Consider the following 19993-nt stretch of genomic DNA (forward strand, 5'->3'; position numbering starts at 1 on the left):
GCCGGCCGGGTGGGGTTAACCCGACAGATCACGACGGGCTGGCCGGCTGGGCGGGCAGCTCGTGCCGCCGGCATGCTGAGCCGGCACCCGGTGCCGGCCCGCGTCCGGCACGATGTCGTCCGGTGTGGCGTCGTCCGGTGCGGTGCGGTGCGGTGCGGTGCGGTGCGGTGTCGTCCGGCAGGTCGGGAGGATCAGATGACGCGTCTCCGGCAGCTCCGCAATCAGGTCGCGTACGTGCTGGTGGGCCTGCCGCTGGCGGTCGTCGGCCTCGCGTACGCCGGTCTCACGGTCGTGGTCGGCGGCATGTTGTCGCTGACGCTGCTCGGCCTGCCACTGCTGTCCACCGGCGTCCTCGGCGCTCGCGGCTGGGGCCGGCTGCACCGTGCTCTCGCCAGCACGACGCTCGGCCTGCGGGTCGCCCCTCCACGCCCGGTCCGCCGAAGGCCCGGCCCGGTGGGGTACGTCCGGACCGGTCTGGGCGACGCCACCGGCTGGCGGGCGATGGCCTACCTGATCGTGAAGCTGCCGCTGGCCCTGCTCGCGGCGGCGGTGGTCGCGGTCTTCCTCTGCTACCCGGTGTTCCTGCTCAGCCATCCCCTCTGGTGGCGGTTCGTCCGGCCGGTCAACACCGACAGCCTGGGCCGGCCGCACCGCGCCGCCCTGCAACTCGGCGACTTCTTCTTCGACACCTGGCCCCGGTCGTTCCTGCTGGCCGGGATCGGTGCCGGGCTGCTTCTCGCCGGTCCCTGGCTGCTGCGCGCCGTCCTGTTCCTCGACGCGCTGCTGATCCGTGGCCTGCTCGGCCCGACCAGCCTGGACGACCGGGTGGACAACCTCGAACGGACCCGGGCCCTGGCCGTCGACGACGCCGCCGCGCTGCTGCGCCGCATCGAGCGCGACCTGCACGACGGCACCCAGGCGCAACTTGTCGCCCTGGCCATGGAGCTGGGGATGGCCAAGGAGAAGCTCGCCGACGGAGCCGGGCCGGAAGCCAGGGCGCTCGTGGAGACCGCGCACCGGGACGCGAAGACCGCCATCACCGACCTTCGGGACCTGGCCCGGGGCATCCACCCGCCCATGCTCGACAACGGGCTGGAGGCGGCGCTGGCCACCCTGGTGGCCCGGGGCGCCGTACCCGTGGGCTTGCGTGTCACCTTGACCGAACGACCGTCGCCGGCCGTGGAGACGATCGTCTACTACTGCGTCGCCGAGCTGCTCACAAACGTCGTCAAACACTCCACGGCCCGGCGGGCGACCGTCGAGGTACACCACGAGGGCGGTCTGCTGCGGGTACGGGTCTCCGACGACGGTGCTGGAGGAGCCAGGATCAGGTCCGCGGCTCACGCGCTACCCGGCGGCGGGTTGGCCGGCCTGCGCGACCGGGCCCGTACCGTGGACGGCACGATGCGGATAGACAGCCCGCCCGGCGGGCCGACAGTTGTCACTGTGGACCTCCCGGTGCGGCCGTGACCGGGCTGCGAGTGGTCCTCGCCGAGGACTCCGGGATCCTGCGCGACGGGCTCACCTACCTGCTCACCGACCGGGGGCACCGCGTGCTCGCCGCGGTGGCCGACCCGGAGGCGCTGCGGGCGGCCGTCGACGAGCACCGGCCGGACATCGCGGTGATCGACATCCGGATGCCGCCGACGTACACCGACGAAGGGCTCCGCGCCGCGCTCGCCGTCCGCGCGGATCATCCCGGCACGCCGGTGCTGCTCTTCTCCCAGTACGTGGAGACCAGGTACGCGGCGCAGTTGCTCGCCGGAGGCGCCGGGGGCGTCGGCTACCTGCTCAAGGACCGGGTGGCCGAGGTCGGCGAGTTCGTCGACGCGCTCACCCGGGTCGCGGGCGGGGCGACAGTGCTCGACCCGGAGGTCGTGACGCAACTACTCGGGGCGGCCCGGGGTGTCGAAGAGCTGGCCGGCCTCTCCGAGCGGGAACGCGGCGTACTGGCCCTGATGGCCCAGGGACGCTCGAACGTGGCGATCGCCGCGGCGCTGTTCCTCAGCGTGGGAGCGGTGGAGAAGCACATCACGAGCATCTTCGGCAAGCTCGGCCTGCCCCCGTCCGAGAGCGACCACCGTCGGGTCATCGCGGTCCTCCGCCACCTCCGGTCCGGGTCCTGACCAGTCGCTTCAGCGATGCTCCCGTGGAGCCAGCGCCGCACGCCGCGTTCCGTCTGCGGAGCTGACTGCTCCGACGCAACCTCCGGCGATCTTGCAGTTTCTGTCGTCGATCTGGGCGGATATGCCACTTGTGTCGGGACAGAAAGTGCAAGATCGCGGGGTGGAGGTGCGGGGAGAAGTCAGTGGGTTACGAGGGCGAAGGCGCGCACCGGGAAGGTGCCCATGCCGGCCACCCTCGGTGGGGCCGCCGTGAACCGGAATCCGCTTGGCGGCAGAGCGTCCAGGCCGGTCAGGTGCTCCACGATCGGGATGCCGGCGGCGAGCAGTGTGCTGTGCGCGGGGCGTACGCCGCCGGCCGTCGGACCCATGTCGTCGATGTTGATCGAGTCGATGCCGACAAGCGCGGCGCCAGCGTCGGCAAGCGCCTGGGCGGCGTCCCCGGTCAGGTACGGCGCTTCCGGGTCCCCGTACCGCTCGGTGCCGAAGTGCACGTCCCACCCCGTGTGCAGCAGCACCGCGCACCCGGCCACCTCGTACGGCGCCAGCATCAGTCGGTCCACGGCCCGCGTGCCGGCCGGCACGCGCACCACCACACCGGGCAGGTCGGCGAGGCGGCTCAGTGACACCCCGGCCAGATCGTCGCCGCCGGCCCAGCGGTGGGCGGGAGTGTCCAGGTACGTGCCGGTGTTGGCGATCATGTCGATCCGGGCCACGTGGAACTCGGTGCCGGGCGCGTAGTTCGCCCGGGACGCCGCGAAGGTCAACCAGTCACTGATCCGCGGCGCCGGCCAGCCCGGCAGCGTGATCATCCCGTCGCTGATCACGTGGCTCAACTCGACCAGCCGACGATCGGAGCCGGACTCCTCGACGGCGACGCCCCGGCCACCCTTGTGCGGCTCCTCGATGATCGTCTTCGCGCTGATCCGGACCTCGGCGACCATCAGCAGCCCGAGGTGCCGGACGAACAACGCCGCCAGGTCGTCGTCGCTGATCTCCGGCCCCGGAATGTCCAGCCGGAACTCCTCGGTGCGCAGCCCGCCGCCGTTGGCGAAACTCACCTGCGCGTCGAACTGTGCCCGCCACTGCCGCATCACAAAACCCGATCACAAACACCATCCATCGGTCAAGATCGCTGCTGCTGCTGCTGCTGCTGCTGCTGCTGCTGCTGCTGCTGCTGCTGCTGCTGCCGCTGCTGCCGCTGCCGCCGCTGCCGCCGCTGCTGCCTACTGGCCCGGTGCGGCCCCGGTCGGCGGCCCTCCGACGCGCCTCGCGCGCGGGGTTCGCACGTCCCGGTGGGGCAAGATCGTGCTCGATCCAGGAAAGAGTGGTATCCCTCGGCTTTGAGGCCACTAAATCCTGGATCGAGCACGATCTTGATGCGTCGTGCGGACCAGCGGCAGCGGCAGCGGCCCTCGCAGGCGGTCACATGGTGCGCTCGCCAGCAAGATCCGCACAACATCGGGGAAACTGCTGCCTCCGATGAGCCGGAAGCAGCAGTTTCGGGGAAGTTGCGCCGATCTTGGGGCGGGCGTGAGGGTGGGGGCGTAGCTGAGCACGAGGCGCCTGGTGGTGCGCGGGGGTGCGCGGGGGTGCGCGGGGGTGCGCGGGGGTGCGCGGGGGTGCGCGGGAGTGCGCGGGAGTGCGCGGGAGTGCGCGGGGCGCGAGGGTGGCGCGCGGGAGTGCGCGGGAGTGCGCGGGAGTGCGCGGGTGGCGCGCGGGGCGCGGGTGCGGTGGCGCTGCTGCGGGGTGGCGCGTGAGGCGAGTTGTCGCACGTGGCGCGGGAGGTGCGGGTGGCGCGGGAGCGCGGGGGACGGGGGTGGCGCGGGGGCGCGGGAGGCGCGACGCGGCGTGGACCTTCGCGGAAGGGGGTGTGTGTCGGTGGACGGGGATAGGCTTGTGTCAGGCACCCCCCGTCCGGCTGGACGAGGGGCCGCCGTCGTGTGCGTCGACTCCCCAGGAAGGTTTCCCTTGCTCACCGGTCTGTTCTCCGCCGCCCTGGCCGACCCGGCTCTGGCCCGGGCGCGTGACCTGGCGCGCTCCGGTGCCGCCCAGGTCGACGGCCTCGACATCACCGCCCCCGCCGCGCTGCGCCCGTTCGCGGTCGCGGCGGTCGCGGCCGACACCGACGGGGCCGGGCGACCCGTGCTGGCGGTGACCGCCACCACCCGCGAGGCCGACGACCTGGCCGCCGCGCTGGGCGGGCTGCTGCCGGCGGATCAGGTGGTGGTCTTCCCCTCCTGGGAGACGCTGCCGCACGAGCGGCTTTCCCCGCGCTCGGACACCGTGGGTCGGCGGCTGGCCGTGTTGCGCCGGCTGGCGCACCCGGAGTCGACCGACGCGCACGGCGGCACCGGGCCGCTGCGGGTGGTCGTGGCCCCGGTCCGTTCGCTGCTCCAGCCGCAGCTCAAGGGGCTCGGTGACCTGGAGCCGGTGCAGCTCGCCGCCGGCGAGGAGGCCGACCTGGAGGAGGTCGCCCACCGCCTTGTCGACATGGCGTACGCCCGGGTCGACCTGGTCACCAAGCGCGGCGAGTTCGCGGTACGCGGCGGCATCCTGGACGTTTTCCCGCCGACCGACGAGCACCCGTCCCGGGTCGAGTTCTGGGGCGACGAGGTGGAGGAGATCCGCACCTTCGCCGTTGCCGACCAGCGGACCATCGAGCAGGTTCCGCTGCTCTGGGCGCCGCCGTGCCGTGAGTTGCTGCTCACCCCCGAGGTCCGCGACCGGGCCGCCGCGCTCGCCGAGCAGCACCCCGAGTTGGCCGAGATCCTGGACAAGCTGGCCGAGGGCATCCCCGTGGAGGGGATGGAGTCCCTTGCCCCGGTGTTGGTCGGCCCCGACTCGCTGGAGTTGGTGCTGGACGCCATGCCGCCCGGCACCCACGTGCTGCTCTGCGATCCGGAGCGGATCCGCACGAGGGCGCACGATCTGGTGCGTACCTCGGAGGAGTTCTTGCAGGCCAGTTGGGCCGCCGCCGCGGTCGGCGGCCAGGCCCCGGTGGACGTCGGCGCCGCCGCCTTCCGGACCCTCGGTGAGGTGCGTGCCACCGCCGGCCAGCTCGGCCAGCCGTGGTGGACGCTGTCCCCGTTCGGTCTCACGGAAGGGGAGACCGCCGAGGCGCGGCAGCCCTGGGAGGACGCGCCGGAGCAGGCCGCCGTCACCCCGGACGACGCCATCGCGGTGACCCTGTCCGCCCAGCCGGCGCCGCTCTATCACGGGGAGACCTCGCGGGTGGTCGAGGACCTCAAGCGCTGGGCCGGCGAGGGTTGGTCGATCGCGCTGGTCTTCGAGGGGCACGGCCCCGCCCAGCGGGCGGTGGAGGTGTTGCGCGACGCCGGCCTGGGCGCCCGGTTTACCGAGGAGGTGCCGACCGCGCCCGTCCCCGGCGAGCTGGTGGTGACCTGTGGCGCGCTGAGCAGCGGGTTCGTCGACGAGGCGTCCCGCTTCGTGCTGCTCACCGGCAACGACGTGACTGGTGGTCGGGGCACCTCGACGCGGGACATGCGCAAGATGCCGAGTCGGCGGCGCAACACCATCGACCCGCTGGAGCTGAAGGCCGGCGACCACGTGGTGCACGAGCAGCACGGCATCGGCCGCTACGTCGAGCTGGTGCAGCGCACCGTCAACGGCGCCAGCCGGGAATACCTGGTGATCGAGTACGCGGCCAGCAAGCGGGGTCAGCCCGGCGACCGCCTGTTCGTGCCGACCGACCAACTCGACCAGCTCTCCCGCTACGTGGGCGGCGAGCAGCCGACCCTGCACAAGATGGGCGGCTCGGACTGGCAGAAGTCCAAGGCCCGGGCCCGCAAGGCGGTCCGGGAGATCGCCGCGCAGCTCATCCAGCTGTACGCCGCCCGCAAGGCGTCCAAGGGCCACTCGTTCGGCCCGGACACCCCGTGGCAGCGCGAGCTGGAGGACGCCTTCCCCTGGCAGGAGACGCCGGACCAGCTCGCCGCGATCGACGAGGTCAAGCGGGACATGGAGCAGACCGTCCCGATGGACCGGCTGATCTGCGGCGACGTCGGCTACGGCAAGACCGAGATCGCGGTACGGGCGGCGTTCAAGGCCGTGCAGGACGGCAAGCAGGTGGCGGTGCTGGTGCCGACGACGCTGCTGGTGCAGCAGCACTACAACACGTTCGCCGAGCGGATGAGCCAGTTCCCGGTGCAGATCCGGCAGTTGTCGCGGTTCCAGACCCCGAAGGAGACCGAGCGGACGCTGGAGATGGTCGCCGACGGCACCGTCGACATCGTCATCGGCACCCACCGGCTGCTGCAGACGGCCACCCGGTTCAAGCAGCTCGGGCTGGTGATCGTCGACGAGGAGCAGCGCTTCGGCGTCGAGCACAAGGAACACCTGAAGACGCTGCGCGCCTCCGTCGACGTGCTGAGCATGTCGGCCACCCCGATCCCACGGACCCTGGAGATGGCGATCACCGGCATCCGGGAGATGTCCACGATCGCCACCCCGCCGGAGGAGCGGCACCCGGTGCTCACCTTCGTGGGCGCGCAGGACGACCGGCAGGTGGCGGCGTCCATCCACCGCGAGTTGCTCCGCGACGGGCAGGTCTTCTACCTGCACAACCGGGTCGAGTCGATCGACCGGGCGGCGCGCCGGCTGCGGGAGCTGGTGCCTGAGGCGCGGGTCGCGGTGGCGCACGGCCAGATGGGCGAGGACGCCCTGGAGAAGGTCATGGTCGGCTTCTGGGAGAAGGAGTTCGACGTCCTGGTCTGCACCACGATCGTCGAGTCGGGCATCGACATCCCGAACGCCAACACGCTGATCGTGGAGCGGGCCGACCTGCTCGGCCTGGCCCAGCTCCACCAGATCCGGGGCCGGGTCGGCCGGGGCCGCGAGCGGGCGTACGCGTACTTCCTCTACCCGCCGGAGAAGCCGCTCACCGAGCACGCCCACGAGCGGCTGGCGACCATCGCCCAGCACACCGAGTTGGGCGCCGGCATGTACGTGGCGATGAAGGACCTGGAGATCCGGGGCGCCGGCAACCTGCTCGGCGGCGAGCAGTCCGGGCACATCGAGGGTGTCGGCTTCGACCTGTACGTGCGGATGGTCGGCGAGGCGGTCTCCGCGTTCAAGGGTGAGCGGTCGGAGGACGAGCCCGACGTCAAGATCGACCTGCCGATCGACGCGCACCTGCCGCACGACTACGTGAGCGTGGAACGGCTGCGCCTGGAGATGTACCGCAAGCTCGCCGAGGCACGGGACTCCGACCGGCTGACCGAGGTGGTCGCCGAGATGACCGACAGGTACGGCGAGCCGCCGGCACCGGTGCAGAACCTGGTGGAGGTGGCCCGGTTCCGCCTGCTGGCCCGCCGCTACGGCCTCACCGACGTGTCCATGCAGGGCAAGCACGTGCGGTTCGGTCCGCTGCCGTTGCCGGATTCGAAGCAGATGCGGCTCAAGCGCTACCACCCGGACGCCGTCTACAAGCTGGCCACCGACCAGGTGAGCGTGCCCCGGCCGAGCACCCGTCGGGTCGGCGGGGAGTCACTGCGGGACCAGGCGCTGTTGCAGTGGTGCGCGCAGTTGCTCTCCGATGTGCTGGGTGCCCCCGCCCCGCTCGCCGTCGCGGCGGGGTGAGGTGGGGGCGGCCGGGACGCGTGGGGCCGGGGTGAGGTGGGGGCCGTTCCAGCACGGACGAGGGCATGAGAGAGTGACGGGCATGCGTGCTCGCCGTGTGATCGCCGCCGCCAGCGTCGCGGCCCTGGGTGTCCTTTCCCTCACCGCCTGCGGCAGGTCCGCGCCGGACGTCGCCGCGTACGTCGGTGACACCACCTATTCGCTGGAGCGGGTCGACGCGATCTACGCCGATGTGCAGGCGAAGTACGGCGATGCGGTCCGGCAGCAGGCGGCCCAGGCGGGTGCGTCGCCGTCGCCGGAGCAGTTGCGCTCCACGGTCACCCGTCAGGACGTGGTCGACCTGCTCGTCAGCCTGGATCTGGCCAAGCGGGTGGTGAAGGCCAAGAACGTGCAGGTGCCCGACGAGATCACCCCGCAGCAGCTCGAAGAGGGCCTGCGGGTGCCGGCCACCACCGAGTACGCCCAGCTCTTCGCCGAGTGGGTCGACCTGTCAGGTGTCCTCAGCCAGCAGCTTCCGCCGGCCGATCTGAGCGACGACTCGATGATGGCCGTCTACGACGCCCTGGTGGAGGTCGAGGCGATCCCGGCCGGGATGTCGACGGCGAACGTCCGTCAGGCGTTCGGCGACGGCGGTTTCGTCCGCAGCGCCACCGCCCTCGGCGTCGCGCTGGGTGAGGAGGCGGACCGGGTCGACGTCTCGATCAACCCGCGCTTCCGGGCGGTCGGGGTGCCGTCGATGGTGAACAAGGGCCAGCAGGTGTTCGTCTACTCGCTGCCGTTCATCGACGAGGACGGCCCGGTCACCGACATCTCCACCCCGGAGGCGGTGCCGTCGACCGGTTCCCCGAGCGCCGAGGGCCCAGCACCGGACCAGGGCACGGCCAGCTGAGCATGACGGCACGGATCGTCCTCCTGGTCACCTCACCCCGGCTGCCGGCCGGCCTGTTGACCTCCGCGGCCTGGGACGTCGTACGCCAGCACCGGGTGTTGACCGGCGCGGAGAGCGAGTTGGCGACGGCCGTGCGCCAGGCGGGCGCCGAGGTGACCGTGGTGGACGGTCCGGCGACGCAGCCGTTGCTGGACGCGGTGGCCGAGCACGGCACTGTGGTGTGGTTGGCCGGCCCCGCGGGCGACGAGGCGTTGGCTCGGGAGTTGGGTCTGCGGTTGGCCCGGCAGCCCGGGTTGGCCGAGATGGAGCTGATGTACGGCTCGTGGGACCCGCCGGGCGCCCGGCTGCTCGACGCGGTGGCCGTGCTGGACCGACTCGCCTCGCCGGGTGGCGACCCGTGGAAGAGGGCGCAGACGCACCGCAGCCTCGCGGGTTATCTGCTGGAGGAGAGCTACGAGGCGTACGACGCGATAAGCGCCGACGACACCGACGCTCTGCGCGAGGAGTTGGGTGACGTCCTGTTGCAGGTGGTCCTGCACGCCCGGCTCGCCGAGGAGTTGCCCGAGGACGAGCGGTGGACCATCGACGACGTGGCGGGTGGCCTGGTCGACAAGATGATCCGGCGCAATCCGCACGTCTTCGCCGGGGCGGAGGCGGGCACGCTCGAGGAGATCACCGAGAACTGGGAGCGGATCAAGCGGGCGGAGAAGGCACGGAATTCGGTGCTGGACGGGGTGGCCCTGAGCCAGCCCGCACTGGCCCTGGCCGCGCAGATCCTGGACCGCGCCGCCCGTGCCGGCCGAGCGGTTCCGCCACCACTCGCTGACACCCTGGTGGACCCCGAGGCGCGCCTCGGCGCCAGCCTCCTGGCAACTGTCGCGGCGGCTCGCGAGGCGAATATCGATCCGGAAGCAGCCCTCCGCCGCGCCACCCTCGCCCACGCCCAGTCCATCCGCGCCGCCGAACCCCCACCCCCAGACCCTCGTTGATCATGAGGTTATTGCCGCTACACGCCGATGCGGATGGCAATAACCTCATGATCGGCGGGACGGGTGGCGGTGCAGGTGGCGGTCGGTAGGGTGGGTTGGGTGGAAGCCTTTGGGGTGCTGGCTGAGCGGGTTGTCGAGGCGTTGCTGGAGTCGCGGCCGGGGGTTGCCACCTCGGCCGGGGACCACCGGTTTGACGATCGGCTACCGGACCTGTCCGCCGATGCCGTGGCCGCCGACCGGTTGATGCTCTCCGACGCGGCCAACGCACTGTCCGAGCTGGACCCAGACTCGCTCGACGTCGACGCGCAGGTCGACCATGCGCTGCTCAGCTCGTTCGTGGATCGGGAGCTGTTCGAGCTGACCGAGATCCGGTCGCACGAGTGGGACCCGCTGGTGCACAATCCCGGCCCGCTGCTGCATGCGCTACTGGCCCGCCCGTACGCCCCCGCGGACGTCCGGCTGACCAGCCTCGCCGGCCGGCTCGCCGCCGTACCGGACGCCCTCGCCACCGCCCGCGCGACGCTGCGGGACATGCCCCGGATCCACGCCGAGACGGCGGTCGGGCAGTTCACCGGCACGGCCGCGCTGATCCGCGACGAGCTGCCGGCACTGCTCGCCCAGGCGCCGAGCACCCTCGACCGGGTCGAGCCGGCGGCCACCGCGGCGATCGCCGCGATCGAGGAGTTCGTCGCCTGGCTGCGCGCCGGCCTGGCCGCCGACGCCGCCCCGGGCCGTGACCCGCGACTGGGCCGACGCCGCTGGGAGGCCCGCCTCTGGCACACCCTCGACACCGAGCTGAGCGCCGCCGAGATCCAGCGCCGCGCCTGGGCCAACCTGGACCGGGTCACCGCCGAGATCCGCGAGGCGGCCGTCGAGCTGGTCGGTGGTCCCGCCGACGACGCGGCCGTACGCCGGGCACTCGACCTGCTCGCCGCCGAGCACCCGAACGACGGGACCATCGTCGACCTGGCCGGCGTCACGCTGGACGAGGCCACCGACTTCGTCCGCGCGCACGACCTGGTCACCCTCGTCGACGACAGGTGCGTGATCCAGGAGATGCCGGAGTTCGCCCGGGGCGTCGCGGTGGCCTACTGCGACTCGCCCGGTCCGCTGGAGACCGCGTCCGTGCCCACGTTCTACTGCATCGCGCCCACCCCGTCGGACTGGTCGGCGCAGCGGGTCGAGTCGTTCTACCGCGAATACAACGACCACATGATCCGCAACCTGACCGTGCACGAGGCGATGCCGGGGCACTTCCTGCAGCTCGCCCACGCCCGCCGCTACGTCGGCGCGACCCGGGTCCGGGCCCTGGCCGAGTCCGGCCCGTTCATCGAGGGCTGGGCGGTGTACGCGGAGGAGGTGATGACGGGGCTTGGCTTCGGTGGCCTCCCGGTGCGGTTGCAGCAGCTCAAGATGCAGCTCCGGATGACCATCAACGCGCTGCTCGACCAGTTGGTGCACGCCGAGGATCTGCCCGAGGCCGAGGCGATGGCGCTGATGACCGAACGCGGCTTCCAGGAGGAGGGCGAGGCGGCCGGCAAGTGGCGCCGGGCGCTGCTCACCTCCACCCAGCTCTCCACCTACTTCGTCGGGTACAGCGAGGTGGCCGAGATCGCCGCGGCCCGCCCGGACGGGGTGTCGGTCCGCGACTGGCACGACGCGATGCTCGCGCACGACTGCCCGCCCCCGCGCCACCTCCGCACCCTGCTGGAGATCTGAGCCAGGCCTCAGGGGGTCGGTCACCAGGGCGTGTGTCGAAGCCCCTGGCCGGCCTGCGGCGGGCTCGACCGAGGACTGTGACACACGCCCTATCCGCCGGGGCGGCGGTCCACGACACCGGCGCCGGCGGGCGGGTCGAACGCGCCCGTGTCGACGGTCGCGGAGTAACCGCTCAGCGCCAGGTCCATCGGCTTACCGTCGACCGGCCCGGTGAAGCTGCCGAGTACGCCCTCGGTGGTCACGCAGGCGGTGAAGTCGCCTGCCGACGAGCCCTGCACCTCGACGCAGGCGGCGTGGTGCCCGGCGACTGTGGTGTCGCTCTGCCTGATGACCGCCTGCGGGTCGAGCGCGGCGGCGGTCAGCAGCCCGACCACGACGGGTGGGGTGGCGAGGCCCTGCTTGTTGGCCTCGCCGAAGAGCGTCACCGTGGGCTTGCTGCCCGGGGTGGGCGGGGCGAGCACCGTGCACTCGGGGCGGGCGCCTGTCGTCGTACACCTGGTGATGGCGTCCGGGGTGACGGTGAGTCGCCCGCCCGGGTAGGTGTACGCGGACCGGGCCGGATCCTGCGCCTGCACGATCGCGGCGCTCTGGCCGCCCGGGAGTTGGTAGTCAGCGGAGTAGGTCAACTCCAGCGCACGGTCGAGGCGGGCGGCGAGGTCGTTGACGAGTTCCGAGCGACCCATGGCGACTCCGGCGTCCTCGAATGTCTGACAGCCGGTGACCGTGAGCGACGCGATGACCGACACGGCGAGCATGCGGAGGGTGGTCGAGGCGGCGGGCATGACGACCAGCCTGGTGGATCTGGTCCGCGCAGCGCAAACCCGTTGCCGGTTGACGCCCGGAAATCCGGGAATGTCCGTCAGTGTGGGGCGACTCGGGTGCGCGGGCGACGCCGTGCCCGTTCGCGCGGCCCGATACGCTGCGTTCAACACCTGCCTCAGCCGCACCGTCGCGGCCCACCCACGGACCGGATCACAACAACGAGGAGCGACTTAGTGGCAACCATCGAGGGAATCGTCGCCCGGGAGATTCTCGACTCGCGGGGCAACCCCACGGTCGAGGTCGAGGTCGGCCTGGACGACGGCACGGTCGCCCGCGCCGCCGTGCCCTCCGGCGCCTCCACCGGCGCCTTCGAGGCGATCGAGCTGCGCGACGGTGACGCCGACCGCTACCAGGGCAAGGGCGTGGAGAAGGCGGTCTCCAACGTCGAGGACAAGATCGTCGACCAGATCATCGGGTACGAGGCCAGCGAGCAGCGGCTGATCGACCAGAAGATGCTCGACATCGACGGCACCGACAGCAAGTCGGAGCTGGGCGCGAACGCCATCCTCGGGGTCTCCCTGGCGGTGGCGAAGGCCGCTGCCGGCAGCGCCGAGCTGAGCCTGTTCCGTTACCTGGGCGGCCCCAACGCCCACCTCCTGCCGGTGCCGATGATGAACATCCTCAACGGTGGCGCGCACGCCGACTCGAACGTCGACATCCAGGAGTTCATGGTCGCGCCGATCGGCGCGCCGACCTTCCGTGAGGCGCTGCGCTCGGGCGCGGAGGTCTACCACGCGCTCAAGTCGGTGCTGAAGAAGAAGGGCCTGTCGACCGGGCTCGGCGACGAGGGTGGCTTCGCGCCGAACCTGCCGACGAACGCGGCGGCCCTGGACCTGATCGCCGAGGCGGTCGAGAAGGCCGGTTACCGGCTCGGCACCGACATCGTGTTCGCGCTCGACGTGGCGGCCACCGAGTTCTTCGACAACGGCACCTACACCTTCGAGGGTGCCGCGAAGTCCGCCGAGGAGATGAGCAACTACTACACGAAGCTGGCCGGCGACTACCCGATCGTGTCGATCGAGGACCCGCTGGCGGAGGACGACTGGAGTGGCTGGCAGACGCTTACCGCCTCGATCGGCGACCGGGTGCAGATCGTCGGTGACGACCTGTTCGTGACCAACCCGCAGCGCATCGCCCGGGGCATCGCGGAGAAGTCGGCGAACGCGGTCCTGGTCAAGGTCAACCAGATCGGTTCGCTCACCGAGACCCTGGACGCGGTGGACCTGGCTCACCGGGCCGGCTTCAAGTGCATGATGAGCCACCGTTCCGGCGAGACCGAGGACACCACGATCGCCGACCTGGCGGTGGCCACCGGCTGCGGTCAGATCAAGACCGGCGCGCCGGCCCGCTCGGACCGCGTCGCGAAGTACAACCAGTTGCTCCGGATCGAGGAGGAGTTGGCCGACGCGGCGCGCTACGCCGGCGCCGGCGCGTTCCCGCGCTACCGTTCGGCCTGAGCGCACGAAGCCTCGGGGGAGGGGTGTGACGATGCAGCAGCGCCGCACACCGGGTGGTCAACGTCCCGCCCGCCGGCCGGGTCAGTCCGGTCGGTCGGGTGGTGGCCGGACCAACCGGGGATCGGTCCGCGAGACCGGCGTACGCGCCGAGCCGCGCGGCACCGCTGGTCGGGCTCCGGGCGCGGCCCGGGGCGCCGAGGGCGTCCGCTCCGCGAATCGTCCGGCCGCCGCTCGGCGTACCGCCGCCGGTGGCGCCGTCAAGCGGCTCACCGCACCCCACCCCCGTCGCTTCACCGGTCGGGCCACCGTGCTGTTCGCGGTCCTGATCGCGCTCGCGCTGGCCTACACCTACCCGGTCCGGGTCTACCTGGACCAGCAGGCCGACATCGAGCGGATGGAGGCGGCCCAGGCCGTGCAGGAGGCGGAGATCGCCAAACTCGCCGCCGAGGCCGCCAACTGGCAGGACGACGAGTACATCAAGACGCAGGCTCGGGAGCGGTTCTTCATGGGTCCGCCGGGCGAGAAGATGATGGTGGTGCTGCACGACGCGGAGGGCGCCGCCCGGGACGCCGGGAAGTCGGCCGGCGCGGCCGCCCCGGCCGGACCATCGACCTGGTACGACACGCTCTGGTCGAGCGTGCAGGCGGCGGACAGCCAACAGCCGGGCAAATGATCCACCGACCAGCACACCAGGAGAGATGGCACCGTGACTGTCGTACCACCGTCGGAGCCGGCGGCGGACTCCGTACCCCTGCCGCAGCGTGAGCCGGCCACCGAGGCGGACCTGGCCGCGGTCGGCGCGCAGCTCGGCCGCACGCCCCGGGGCACCCGGGCGGTGGCACACCGCTGCCCGTGCGGACTCCCGGACGTGGTGGAGACGACTCCCCGTCTCGCCGACGGCACGCCGTTCCCCACGCTCTACTACCTGACCTGCCCCCGGGCCACTGCGGCGTGCAGCCGGCTGGAGTCGGCGGGGCTGATGAAGGAGATGGCGGACCGGCTGGCGACGGATCCCGAGTTGGCCGCCCACTACCGTGCCGCGCACGAGGACTACCTTGCCCGCCGCGAGGCCATCGGCGAGGTGTCGGAGATCGCCGGAATCTCGGCGGGTGGGATGCCGGGCCGGGTGAAGTGCCTGCACGTGCACCTGGGGCACGCGCTGGGCGCCGGCCCCGGGGTGAACCCGTTCGGTGACGAGACGTTGGAGCTGGTCGAGCCCTGGTGGACGGCGGGCCCGTGCGTGGACGTCGCGGCGGGCGAATGAGCGCGCCGGCCGGGTCCTCGGCGCCCGAGAGTCAGATCCTGGTGCGGCGGGCGCGCACCGGGGACGTGCGCGGCATCCGGCGGCTGGTCGACACCTACACGAACGACCGGCGGCTGCTGAGCAAGGCGACAGTCACCCTCTACGAGCAGGTGCAGGAGTTCCGGGTGGCGGTCCGCCCCGCCGACGGCGCCGTGGTCGGTTGCGGCGCGCTGCACGTCATGTGGGAGGACCTGGCCGAGATCCGTACGGTCGCGGTGGATCCGGTCTGTCGGGGCCGGCGGATCGGGCACCGGCTGGTGGGCGAGCTGATCGACGCCGCCCGGGAGTTGGGGGTGGCACGGATCTTCGTGCTCACCTTCGAGACGCGGTTCTTCGGCGCGTTCGGTTTCCAGGAGATCGACGGCGCTCCGGTGCCCCAACAGGTGTACGAGCAGTTGCTGCGCTCGTACGACGAGGGTGTCGCGGAGTTCCTGGACCTGGAGCGGGTCAAGCCGAACACGCTTGGCAACACCCGGATGCTGCTGCGCCTGTAGGTCAGGCGCCCTTGCGGGGGTGCGCCGCGAAGAACTCCCACATCAGGTCGGTGGCCGACAGCCCCGCGGAGGAGGCGGCGAGCGACCCGGTCGTCGCCCCCGGCCAACTGTGACCCATCTCGGGCAGGGTGTAGACGCTCACCTCGCTGCCGTCCGCGCAGCTCGCCACCGTGTGCGTCACGCCCGGCACCCCGGACGCCTTCGGCCTCGGCCGGCAGGACAGCCGCTGCTGCCAGGTCTCCATGCCGGTCTGGAACGTCGAGGCCTGCCGGTCCTGGCCGCCGATGAAGGTGATCACGGACACCGGGCTCTTCGGCACGTAACTCTCGGCCGTGGTCAGTTTTCCGCTGTACCCACCGCTCACCACCCCGATCGCGGCGAACTTGCCGGTGCTCTCCACCGCCGCCCGGAAGCTCATGTCGCCGCCGTTCGAGATGCCGGTGAGGAAGACCCGATTCGGGTCCGCGTGCCAGGTCTGCACCAGGTGGTCGGTGAGGGCGGTGAGAAAACCGACGTCGTCCGCGCTGCCGCAGCAGACCAGCCCGTTGAAGCCGCCGCCCTCCCCGTCGGGGTACGCCACCAGCACGTTGTCCTTGTCGGCCTTCGCGTCCAGGCCGGCCAGCTCCTGCACGCCGGTGGCGCTACCGGGATAGAAGTGCAGCGCGATGACGAGCGCGGGTGACCGGCCCGGGTCGTACCCGGGTGGTGCGTGCAGCAGGTAGGTGCGCTCCTGGCCGTTGTGGTTCAGGGTGAGGTCGTGGTCACCCGCGGTCGGAGTTTCGGTGGACGCGGAGGGCGGGGCCGGCGAAGGCCGCCCCCGCTCACCGCAGGCCGGAGCCACGACAATGAGGCAGAGCCCCGTTAACACCGCCATCATTCGCCGCACGTCGGCCACCCCCCCGTAGACCCGCCGCCCACTCTGGATGTGGCTCGCTGGTGGATCAACCCTTTCGGCCCTGGGCGAAGGGAGGCAGTCTGTCCCTCATGCTTCGTCTCCAGCTCGGGCCGGCCGACCTGTGCCGGGTGCGGTTCGCCGATCGGCTGCATCCGGTGGGCATCGCACTGCTGGCCGGTCAGTGGCTGCGGGACCCGACGGTCGCGGCGTTGGCGCCGGCACTCGCCGAGCGCGCGGCGGCGGTCGAGCGTACGGGCGCCGCGCGGGCCGCCACCGCGACGCTGCGGCACCTGCTTCCCGCCCGGGGGCGGCTGCCGGATTTCGTCACCCCGTGGTCCGGCAATCAGTCGGTCGAGGCCGGCCTGGAGGCGATCCGGGCCACTCCGGCACAGCGGATCCGTGCCGAGGCCACCGCCTCGTACGCGCAGACGGCCGTCACCCCGCTGCGGCGGCGGTTCGCGGCTGCCGACCCGGAGGTGTTGGACCTGTTCGGCGGGGCCGTCCGCACCTGGTTCGACGCGGTCCTGGCCCCGCTCTGGTCCGATCTGACCGCCGCGTACGGCCAGCAGGTGACCTGTGCCAGCCAACGGCTGGCGCAGCACGGTCTGGATGGCCTCTTCGCGGGGTTGCACCCGGAGATCCGGTGGCGGCAGCCGGTGCTGGAGGTGCGGACGTGGTGGAGCGGGAACCTGTCCGGCACCGGCCACGGGCTGATCCTGCTGCCCTCCCCGTTGGCCGGACCCCGTCCGCGGGTGCTGGTACAGCCAGATCGCCCGATCCTGCTCGTCTACCCGACGGTGCTGCCCACACTCGGGGCCACCACCGGGGGTGATTCCCTCGGTCGGCTGCTCGGCGCCACCCGGGCGCTGGTGCTGCGTCGACTGGCGGTCGACGGCGGGATGACCACCACCGTGCTGTCCCAGGCCGTCGGGATCAGTCTCTCCTCGGCCTCGGAGCACGCCACCGCGCTGCGGTCGGCCGGCCTGGTGGCCAGCGAGCGGGAGGGTGGGGCGGTTCGGCATCACCTGACCGCGCTCGGCGCGGAGTTGTCGAGCGGCTCGTCCGGCGGCTCGACCGCCCGGCAAGCTGCGGGGCGCCGGCCCGTCCTGCCGTAAGGTTGCTGCCGTGACGACGCGTGTGGCGGCCATCGACTGCGGGACCAACTCGATCCGACTGCTTGTCGCCGACCTGCCCGAGGAGTCCACCGGGTCGCCGGCACCGCTTGTCGACCTGACCCGGCGGATGGAGATCGTCCGGCTCGGCCAGGGTGTCGACCGCACCGGCCGGTTGGCGCCGGAGGCGATCGAACGGACCCGGGTGGCGCTGGCGTCGTACGCGGCGGACATCGAGAAGCTGGGCGCGGAGCGGGTGCGCATGTGCGCCACCTCGGCCTCCCGGGACGCCGCAAACGCCGACGACTTCACCGAGATGGTGCGGGGCACCCTCGGTGTCGCGCCCGAGGTCGTCACCGGCGACGAGGAGGCCCGGCTGTCGTTCACCGGCGCGGTACGCGGCCTGCCGGCCGACGCGAAGGAGCCGTTCCTGGTCGTCGACATCGGCGGCGGTTCCACCGAGTTCGTGGTCGGTGACCGCGCCACGGGGGTGCGCGCGGCGATCTCGGTGGACATCGGCTGTGTCCGGATGACCGAGCGGCACCTGCCCGGCGACCCGCCGACGTCCGAGCAGGTCGCGGCGGCGGAGGCCGACATCGCCGCCGCCGTGGACCGGGCGCTCGCCGTGGTGCCCGGCCGCGAGGCGGCCACCCTGGTCGGCCTCGCCGGGTCGGTCACCACAGTTGTCGCCATCGCGCAGGACCTGCGGGAGTACGACCCGGAGCGCATCCACCACGCCCGGGTGTCGTACGAGGCGGTGGCCCAGGTGACAGCCGACCTGCTGGGCCAGACCCGTGCGCAGCGGTTGGCGATCCCGGTGATGCACCCGGGCCGGGCCGACGTGATCGGCGCTGGTGCGCTGGTGCTCCGCGTGATCATGGAGCGGGCCGGGATGCCGTCGGTGGTCGCCTCGGAGCACGACATCCTCGACGGCATCGCCTGGAGCCTCCAGCAAACCTCCGCGCGCTAGGCGTTGGTCGACTCGCCTTCCCTAAAGGCGCGGCGTCCGGGTCGTTGGTCGACTCGCCTTCCCTGAAGGCGCGGCATCCGGGTCGTGTTGATGCCCCGCCTTCCTGAAAACCGAGTCGATCATGGGTACGCCTGTCCCTCGGCGCCCGTACCCCTCGGGCGTGTCGGGGCGAAAGCGTTGACGCTACTTCGCATTACACAGTAGTGTGCATTGCGTGGACACCACACAGTTGCTGAAGGGCGTGCTCGACATGGCCGTCCTGGCCGTGCTCCGAGAGGAGGACGGCTACGGTTACGACATCCTGCGCCGGTTGCGGGAGGCCGGCCTGGAAGAGGTCGGCGACGCCTCGGTCTACGGGACTCTGCGCCGCCTCTTCGCCGCCGGCCTGCTCACCACCTACGTCGTGCCGAGCGAATCCGGGCCGCACCGCAAGTACTACTCACTCAACGCCGCGGGGCGTGACCAGCTGACCCGCTCCGGCAAGCTCTGGCGCTCGTTCGCCACCACAATGGACAGTCTGCTCGACGATCGGGGGATGGCGGCATGACCGTCGCGGAGCAGGAGATCACCGACTATGTGGCGCGGGTCCGGGCAGCTCTGGCCGACCTGCCGCCCACGCAACGCGACGAGCTGATCGAGGATCTCGCCGACCATCTCAGCGAGGTGGCCGCGGAGGCCGAGGGCACCCTCGTCGAGCGGCTGGGCGAGCCCGAGACGTACGCGGCCGAGCTGCGCGCCGCGGCCGGCGCCGCCCCGGGCGGCAGTGGGCGCAATCTCGACCAGCGCGTCGCGGCCGCGATGGCCCGGCTCCGCGGCCGGCTGAGCGCGATCGACACCCGCCTCGGACCACCCCTGGGGTATGCGCACGCCAGCGATTTCCTCCGCCTGCTGCGCCCGGCCTGGTGGGTGTTGCGCGGCTATCTGGCCGCGATGCTGCTGAGCACGATCAGCACCGGCGGTGACGCTTACGGGCTGCTGCCTCGGTTTGGTGGCGAGTTGCTCGCGGGCATGGTCATGCTCGTCGGCCTCGTGCTCGCCTCGATCTGGCTCGGTCGCCGCTCCGCGCAGTTGACCCGCTGGCCGCGTTCGGCGCTGCAGGTCGGCAGCGCGGTGCTGGTGATCTTCGCGCTCGGCGCCCTGGTCAATCTCGAGGACCGGATCGACCGTGGCTACTACTACGACCAGACCTCGGTCGACAGCCAGTACAGCCAGGTCCGGGACGTCTTCGTCTACGACAGCGAGGGCCGGTTGGTGGAGAACGCCCGGCTCTTCGACCAGGACGGCAATCCGATCCGCCTCGGCTACCCGGACTGTGACGGTCCGGTCAACGAGTACGGCGCCCCGTTGCTGCGCCCGTACCCGTACTGCCTGGGCCGGGCGCCCTTCGGCCCTCGCGCTCCGGCCGGGCCCAACCCGATCCTGACGCCGGTCGCGCCCAACTCGTCGCCGGCGGAGCCGACCGGCACGCCACCGGCCGGGCCGACCAGCACGCCACCGGCCGGGCCGACCAGCACGCCGACGCCGAGCGGAACGGCGTCCGACGCGCCCTCGGCAGGCCCGCCCGCGACACCGGCCGGCACGCCGAGCCCCACCCCGACGAGCTGAGCCACGGTGTGAAC

Annotated in this window: 18 protein-coding genes; 15 read left to right on the top strand and 3 right to left on the bottom strand. The window is 72.1% G+C overall.

Features of this window, described 5'->3' with window-relative positions:
* Positions 1-195 precede the first annotated feature (195 nt).
* Together ACGFH8_RS12305 and ACGFH8_RS12310 are read left to right on the top strand one after the other, a co-directional pair.
* Positions 196-1470 (top strand): sensor histidine kinase, encoded by a 1275-nt coding sequence (locus ACGFH8_RS12305; RefSeq protein ID WP_393366438.1) that lies wholly within the window; start codon positions 196-198, stop codon positions 1468-1470.
* A gap of 5 nt (positions 1471-1475) precedes the next feature.
* Positions 1476-2126, top strand: coding sequence for a response regulator transcription factor (locus tag ACGFH8_RS12310; protein WP_393367088.1), 651 nt, complete (start codon positions 1476-1478; stop codon positions 2124-2126).
* A 179-nt stretch (positions 2127-2305) separates the two neighbouring features.
* Here the strand turns inward: ACGFH8_RS12310 and ACGFH8_RS12315 are convergent, their stop codons facing one another.
* Positions 2306-3217 (bottom strand): cyclase family protein, encoded by a 912-nt coding sequence (locus tag ACGFH8_RS12315; protein WP_393366440.1) that lies wholly within the window; start codon positions 3215-3217, stop codon positions 2306-2308.
* On the opposite strand from ACGFH8_RS12315, the gene ACGFH8_RS12320 reads away from it, so the two are divergent.
* The 5 genes from ACGFH8_RS12320 to ACGFH8_RS12340 all read left to right on the top strand — a co-directional run bounded on the left by ACGFH8_RS12320 (position 3199) and on the right by ACGFH8_RS12340 (position 11321).
* A complete protein-coding gene (locus ACGFH8_RS12320; RefSeq protein WP_393366442.1) occupies positions 3199-3609 on the top strand; it encodes a hypothetical protein in 411 nt (136 codons plus the stop codon). The genes ACGFH8_RS12315 and ACGFH8_RS12320 overlap by 19 nt on opposite strands.
* A gap of 485 nt (positions 3610-4094) precedes the next feature.
* Positions 4095-7724: a transcription-repair coupling factor gene (mfd, locus tag ACGFH8_RS12325; RefSeq protein ID WP_393366443.1), complete on the top strand. Its 3630-nt coding sequence runs from the start codon at positions 4095-4097 to the stop codon at positions 7722-7724.
* A gap of 82 nt (positions 7725-7806) precedes the next feature.
* Positions 7807-8613: a hypothetical protein gene (locus ACGFH8_RS12330; protein WP_393366445.1), complete on the top strand. Its 807-nt coding sequence runs from the start codon at positions 7807-7809 to the stop codon at positions 8611-8613.
* A 2-nt stretch (positions 8614-8615) separates the two neighbouring features.
* Positions 8616-9602 carry a nucleoside triphosphate pyrophosphohydrolase gene (locus tag ACGFH8_RS12335; RefSeq protein ID WP_393366446.1) on the top strand — a complete coding sequence of 329 codons (987 nt, stop codon included), beginning with the start codon at positions 8616-8618 and terminating at the stop codon, positions 9600-9602.
* 99 nt (positions 9603-9701) lie between these two features.
* Positions 9702-11321 carry a DUF885 domain-containing protein gene (locus ACGFH8_RS12340; protein WP_393366448.1) on the top strand — a complete coding sequence of 540 codons (1620 nt, stop codon included), beginning with the start codon at positions 9702-9704 and terminating at the stop codon, positions 11319-11321.
* Positions 11322-11410: 89 nt separating this feature from the next.
* Here ACGFH8_RS12340 and ACGFH8_RS12345 read toward each other — a convergent pair whose 3' ends face one another.
* Entirely contained in the window at positions 11411-12103 is a 693-nt protein-coding gene (locus ACGFH8_RS12345) for a hypothetical protein (protein ID WP_393366449.1), read from the bottom strand.
* 213 nt (positions 12104-12316) lie between these two features.
* On the opposite strand from ACGFH8_RS12345, the gene eno reads away from it, so the two are divergent.
* From eno to ACGFH8_RS12365, 4 genes are read left to right on the top strand one after another with little or no spacing between them, the layout of a single operon-like run.
* A complete protein-coding gene (gene eno, locus ACGFH8_RS12350) occupies positions 12317-13600 on the top strand; it encodes a phosphopyruvate hydratase (RefSeq protein ID WP_184181511.1) in 1284 nt (427 codons plus the stop codon).
* 31 nt (positions 13601-13631) lie between these two features.
* On the top strand, positions 13632-14273 hold the full coding sequence (locus tag ACGFH8_RS12355; RefSeq protein WP_393366451.1) for a septum formation initiator family protein: 642 nt from the start codon (positions 13632-13634) through the stop codon (positions 14271-14273).
* Positions 14274-14306: 33 nt separating this feature from the next.
* Positions 14307-14864: a DUF501 domain-containing protein gene (locus ACGFH8_RS12360; protein WP_393366453.1), complete on the top strand. Its 558-nt coding sequence runs from the start codon at positions 14307-14309 to the stop codon at positions 14862-14864.
* Entirely contained in the window at positions 14861-15397 is a 537-nt protein-coding gene (locus ACGFH8_RS12365) for an amino-acid N-acetyltransferase (protein WP_393366454.1), read from the top strand. The genes ACGFH8_RS12360 and ACGFH8_RS12365 overlap by 4 nt, the downstream gene beginning before the upstream one ends.
* 1 nt (position 15398) lies before the next feature.
* On the opposite strand, the gene ACGFH8_RS12370 is transcribed toward ACGFH8_RS12365, so the two are convergent.
* Complete coding sequence (locus ACGFH8_RS12370) at positions 15399-16274, bottom strand: alpha/beta hydrolase family esterase (protein ID WP_393367090.1); 876 nt, start codon at positions 16272-16274, stop codon at positions 15399-15401.
* A 107-nt stretch (positions 16275-16381) separates the two neighbouring features.
* On the opposite strand from ACGFH8_RS12370, the gene ACGFH8_RS12375 reads away from it, so the two are divergent.
* The 4 genes from ACGFH8_RS12375 to ACGFH8_RS12390 all read left to right on the top strand — a co-directional run bounded on the left by ACGFH8_RS12375 (position 16382) and on the right by ACGFH8_RS12390 (position 19979).
* Positions 16382-17407, top strand: coding sequence for an ArsR/SmtB family transcription factor (locus ACGFH8_RS12375; RefSeq protein WP_393366456.1), 1026 nt, complete (start codon positions 16382-16384; stop codon positions 17405-17407).
* A 22-nt stretch (positions 17408-17429) separates the two neighbouring features.
* Complete coding sequence (locus ACGFH8_RS12380; RefSeq protein ID WP_393367092.1) at positions 17430-18374, top strand: exopolyphosphatase; 945 nt, start codon at positions 17430-17432, stop codon at positions 18372-18374.
* Positions 18375-18588: 214 nt separating this feature from the next.
* The gene (locus ACGFH8_RS12385; RefSeq protein ID WP_030328782.1) at positions 18589-18921 is read left to right on the top strand and encodes a PadR family transcriptional regulator; all 333 of its coding nucleotides are present in this window, start codon (positions 18589-18591) and stop codon (positions 18919-18921) included.
* Positions 18918-19979: an HAAS signaling domain-containing protein gene (locus ACGFH8_RS12390; RefSeq protein WP_393366458.1), complete on the top strand. Its 1062-nt coding sequence runs from the start codon at positions 18918-18920 to the stop codon at positions 19977-19979. The genes ACGFH8_RS12385 and ACGFH8_RS12390 overlap by 4 nt, the downstream gene beginning before the upstream one ends.
* The last annotated feature ends 14 nt before the right edge of the window (positions 19980-19993 follow it).

Source organism: Micromonospora sp. NPDC049175, from assembly GCF_043197345.1.
Classification (GTDB): domain Bacteria; phylum Actinomycetota; class Actinomycetes; order Mycobacteriales; family Micromonosporaceae; genus Micromonospora.

What these genes read in the sequence shown, in the direction of transcription:
- ACGFH8_RS12345 (WP_393366449.1), bottom strand. Translation starts at nt 12,103, where the DNA reads ATGCCCGCCGCCTCGACCACCCTCCGCATGCTCGCCGTGTCGGTCATC.
- ACGFH8_RS12390 (WP_393366458.1), top strand. Translation starts at nt 18,918, where the DNA reads ATGACCGTCGCGGAGCAGGAGATCACCGACTATGTGGCGCGGGTCCGG.
- ACGFH8_RS12335 (WP_393366446.1), top strand. Translation starts at nt 8,616, where the DNA reads ATGACGGCACGGATCGTCCTCCTGGTCACCTCACCCCGGCTGCCGGCC.
- ACGFH8_RS12330 (WP_393366445.1), top strand. Translation starts at nt 7,807, where the DNA reads ATGCGTGCTCGCCGTGTGATCGCCGCCGCCAGCGTCGCGGCCCTGGGT.
- ACGFH8_RS12355 (WP_393366451.1), top strand. Translation starts at nt 13,632, where the DNA reads ATGCAGCAGCGCCGCACACCGGGTGGTCAACGTCCCGCCCGCCGGCCG.
- ACGFH8_RS12370 (WP_393367090.1), bottom strand. Translation starts at nt 16,274, where the DNA reads ATGATGGCGGTGTTAACGGGGCTCTGCCTCATTGTCGTGGCTCCGGCC.
- ACGFH8_RS12375 (WP_393366456.1), top strand. Translation starts at nt 16,382, where the DNA reads ATGCTTCGTCTCCAGCTCGGGCCGGCCGACCTGTGCCGGGTGCGGTTC.
- ACGFH8_RS12305 (WP_393366438.1), top strand. Translation starts at nt 196, where the DNA reads ATGACGCGTCTCCGGCAGCTCCGCAATCAGGTCGCGTACGTGCTGGTG.
- ACGFH8_RS12315 (WP_393366440.1), bottom strand. Translation starts at nt 3,217, where the DNA reads ATGCGGCAGTGGCGGGCACAGTTCGACGCGCAGGTGAGTTTCGCCAAC.
- ACGFH8_RS12365 (WP_393366454.1), top strand. Translation starts at nt 14,861, where the DNA reads ATGAGCGCGCCGGCCGGGTCCTCGGCGCCCGAGAGTCAGATCCTGGTG.